Origin of the sequence: Streptomyces sp. SD31, assembly GCF_052068475.1 — a bacterium.
GTDB lineage: Bacteria > Actinomycetota > Actinomycetes > Streptomycetales > Streptomycetaceae > Streptomyces.
On sequence record NZ_JBQHCX010000042.1, the window covers coordinates 1 to 4,695 of the forward strand.

Consider the following 4,695-nt stretch of genomic DNA (forward strand, 5'->3'; position numbering starts at 1 on the left):
CGTCACCAGGATCGGCGCGGCCGCATCCTCCAGGATCGTCGCCAGCCGCTCATCCGGATTCGCCGGATCCAACGGCAAATACGCCGCCCCCGACTTCAGCACACCCAACAGCGACGGAATCAAATCGATCCCCCGCTCCAGCGAAAGCCCGACGAGCGTCTCCGGGCCGGCCCCCAGCTCCCGCAGGTGATGCGCGAGCCGGTTCGCCCGCTCATCCACTTCGGCGTAGCTCAGGCGAAGGTCCCCGCACACCACGGCCGTACGCTGCGGCGTACGGGCGGCCTGCTCGGCGAACACCTCATGCACCCGCCCGCCGACCGGCACCTCGACCGTCGCACCCCACTCACCCAGCAGGCGCTCCTCCTCACCCTCCGGCAGATACACGGCACCCGCGTCACCGCCCGGATCAGCGGCCATCGCCTCCAGGACCCGCCGGTACATCGAGGCGAGACGGCGTACGTTCTCCCGGCTCACGACATCCGTGGTCGTGCCGAGGTTGAGGTGACCGCCGGATGCGATGGCGCTGAGGGCGAACTCGTTGACGCCGTCGCCGAGGTTGGCGTCGACATCGACCGCTTCGGTGTCGACCTGGTGGAAGTCCTGGAAGTCGAACAGGATGGTGAGGAGACGGTCGCCGGCGCCCGAGTCCCGCTGGATGACGGGGAGCGGGTAGCGGCGGTGGGCCCAGATGTCCGCCTCCTGGGCGAACACGTGCTCGATGAGGTCCAGCCAGGTGCCGGAGGGACGGGTCGCCGGGAACGGCAGCGTGTTGAGGTGCATGCCGAGCACGCGCTCCGCATCCGGGGCCTCAAGACGGCCGTGGTAGACGACACCCGTGTGGAAGGCGTCCTCCGTCGTCAGTGTCGACAGCACCTTCAGGTGCGCCGCCAACAGCACACTCTTCAGTGACGCGCCGGCTCGGGTCGCCAGGTGGCGCAGGCCCGGCTCCAGGTCCGCGAAGGGGACGCGGGTCCAGTGACGTTCGGCTGAACTGCCGTCCTGCGCCGCCCAGTTGGCCGGAAGGACGGTCGGCGCGGCATGGGCGACGACGTCGGACCAGAAGGCGCGGGTGTCCGCCGACGCGAGTGCGGTGAGCTCGGCGGCGATGAAGTCGGCGTAGCGCACGGCCAGCGGGGCGGGGTCCGTCGTGGCGCCGCCGTCCTGGATGCGTCGGTAGGTGTCGAGCACTTCCGTCAGCAGGGAGTTGACGGTCCAGCCGTCGGTGACCGCGTGGCAGTGGCTGAGCGTCAGTCGCCAGGCGGTGTCGGACTCCATGTGCACGGCGAACCGCAGCAGCGGGGCGGTGGTCAGGTCGAACGGCTCCGACCGTTCGCGGATCACGAACTCCCGGCCCCGTCGTTCCTGTTCGACCGGGTCCAAGCCGCGCCAGTCGTGGACGGCGACCGGTACGTCGGCGGTGGCGTGCACCAGTTGCAGGGGCTGCGAGTAGCCGCTCATGGCGACGGACGTGCGCAGTACGTCGTGCCGCTGGACGACCGAACGCACCGCCTCGCTCAGCGCGTCCGCGTCGTACGGGCGCTCGTCGGGGATCCGGAACGAGTTGATGTTGTAGTAGAGGCCGCTGTCGGGGCGGGCCAGCATCTCGACGAGCATGCCGGTCTGGATCTGCGACAGCGGATACGCGTCCACCACGTCCGTCGGCAGCGCGGCGCGGTCCTCGTCGCCGATCAGCGCGAAGGGGGCGACCGCCTCGGTCAGTGAGGCGCCGGTGTTCTGGGCCGCCATCACCCGGGCGAGTTCGGCGACGGTCCGGTGCTCGAACACGTCCTGGACGCCGATGTCGTACCCGGCGGCGCGCAGGACACCGACCAGGCGGATGGCCCGGATGGAGTCGCCGCCGAGGTCGAAGAAGCTGTCCTCGACGCCGACCCGGACCAGCCCGAGGATCTCGCGCCAGACGGCGGCGAGCCGCTCCTCGTCCGGGGTCCGGGGTGCTGTGTGCCGGCCACCGGAGAAGGCGTCCTGACCGGGGGCGGGCAGGGCGCGGTGGTCGACCTTGCCGCTGTTGGTCAGCGGGATCGCGTCGATGGACACGTACGCCGCCGGGACCATGTACTCCGGGAGCGTCTCGCCGAGATGCTGCCGCAGCGGGGCCGCGTCCGCCGCGCCGACGACATACGCCACCAGGCTCTTGTCCCCGGCCTGGTCCTCCCTGGCCACCACCACGGCGTCGGTGACGGCGGGGTGTTCGCGCAGACGTGACTCGATCTCGCCGAGTTCGATGCGGTAGCCGCGGACCTTGACCTGGCTGTCGATCCGGCCCAGGCACTCGAAGGTGCCGTCCGGCAGTCGACGCGCCAGATCACCGGTGCGATACAGCCGGGAACCGGCAGGACCGTACGGGTTCGGGACGAACTTCTCCGCCGTCAGACCCGGCCGCCCGTGATAGCCGTGCGCCAGACCGTCACCGCCGATGCACAGCTCACCCGTGATCCCGTCCGGCACCGGCCGACCCTGCGAGTCCAGCACGAACAGCTGCGTGTTGGCGAGCGGGCCGCCGATCGAGACACCGTCGAGGACATCCGGGACGTCCCAGAACGACGACCAGATGGTGGTCTCCGTCGGCCCGTACACGTTGACCAGCCGCTGCACCCGCGTGATCAGATCGCGTGCCAGCCCGGCCGTGATCGGCTCACCGCCGGTCAGGGCGGTCACGGCGTAGTTGTCGAACCCGGCCGCGAGCAGCAGCCGCCAGCCCGACGGCGTGGCCTGCACATGGGTGACCCGGTGCCGGTCCATCAGCTCGATCAGCGCGCCGGCGTCCTTGGCCTCGGCGTCGCTCGCCAGGACGACCCGCCCGCCTGTGATGAGCGGCAGGTGCAGCTCGAGCCCCGAGATGTCGAACGAGATCGACGTGGAGGCGAGCCAGGCGCCACGCCGCCCGGTGCCGATGTCGTCCCGGACGGAGGCCAGGAGGTTGAACAGGGCGCGGTGGCTGATGACCACGCCCTTGGGGCGACCGGTCGAACCGGACGTGTACAGGACGTAAGCCACCTGCTCCGGGTCGAGCGGGGCCGTCTCGAAGGCGGCGGGCTGGGCGTCGATCTCCGAGCGGTGAGCGGCGAGGTAGTCGTCCGTGACCACCAGGACGGCCTCGGCGTCCTCGGCCATGTACGCGGCACGCTCGGCCGGCAGCGCAGGGTCGATCGGCAGATACGCCGCCCCGGCCTTCCACACCGCCAGCATGCTCACCAGCACATCCGGCGTCCGATGCAAGGCGAGCCCCACCACACCGCCGGGCGGCACACCCGCATCTCGCAGATGCTGGGCGAGCCGGTTCGACCGCTCCTCCAATTCGCGGTAGCTGACCCTCTGTTCACCACCGACGACGGCCACGGCCTCGGGCGTCGCCGACGCCTGGTTGACGAATGTGTCGAGGGTCAGCACGGTGCTGGTGGCTTCGGGGCGCCGGGACACTGGGGTTTTCTCCACTTCAGGTAGACAGGCGGCGGTGGCGTCGCCGTCGGGATCGGCGGCCATCGCCTCCAGGACGAGCCGGTACATCGCGGTCAGCCGCTCGGCGCCCGCACGGTCGAGGGCGCCGGTGTGCGTCTTGACGACGAGCCCGCCGCCCGTGGCGACGACGCCGAGCGCGAACTCGTTGACGCCCGCGCCGAGTCCGGAGGCGACGTCGACCGAGTCGGTGTCGACCTGGTGGAAGTCCTGGAAATCGAACATCACCGGGATCAGCCGTCGGCCGTCGCCGGTGTCGCGTTGGATGGCGGGGAGGGGGTAGCGGCGGTGGGCCCAGATGTCCGTCTCCTGGGCGTGCACGCGCTCGACCAGGTCCTGCCAGGTACCGGAGGGCCGGGTCGCCGGGAACGGCAGCGTGTTGAGGTGCATGCCCAGCACCCGCTCCGCGCCGGGCGCCTCGACCCGGCCGTGGTACACGACACCGGTGTGGAAGGCGTCCTCCGCCGTCAGCGCCGACAGCACCTTAAGATGCGCCGCCAGCAGCACACTCTTCAGCGACGTACGCGCCCGCGCGGCCAGCCCGCGCAGACCCGGCTCCAGGTCCTGGTAGCCGACGCGCAGCCGCAGCGGCTCGCTCGCCCCTCGCGTCGCCGGGCGCCAGGCCTCCGGCAGCGACAAAGGAGCGTGGCGTTCGACGACGTCCTGCCAGAAGGCGCGGTCCTCCTCGCCGTCCAGGGAGGCCAGTTCGGCGGCGACGAAGTCCGCGTACCGGACGGCCGGGGCCTCGTACGCCGGCGCCTCGTGGCCGTCCCGCAGTCGTCGGTAGCAGTCCAGCAGCTCCATCACGAGGCTGTGGTAGCTCCAGCCGTCCGCGACGGCATGCACGTAGGTGAAGGTGATCCGCCACGCCTCGTCCGACTCGACGTGCACGGCCATGCGGATCAGCGGTGCGACCGACAGCTCGAACGCGGCAGCCTCCTCGGCGGCGAAGAACTCCTCCAGCTCCCGCCGCCGCTGCTCGGGTCCCTGCCCGCGTACGTCCGTCACGGTCAGCCCGACCCGCGCACCGGCATGCACCACCTGCAGCGGCTGCGCGTACCGCACGAAGTCGATCGACGTACGCAGCATCTCGTGCCGCCGGGTGATGTGGTCGACGGCCGCGCGGAACGCGTCCGCGTGGAAAGGCCGCTCGTCCGGGATCCGGAAGGAGTTGATGTTCTGGTACGCCGACCCGCCCCGCTCCTGCGCGGCCAGCATCTC

The 4,695-nt window shown here is 71.0% G+C and carries 1 protein-coding gene; it reads right to left on the reverse strand.

Annotation, left to right across the window (positions count from 1 at the left end):
- On the reverse strand, positions 1-4,695 hold a 4,695-nt coding region (locus tag ACTMVF_RS42315; RefSeq protein ID WP_441276416.1), incomplete at both ends, for an amino acid adenylation domain-containing protein.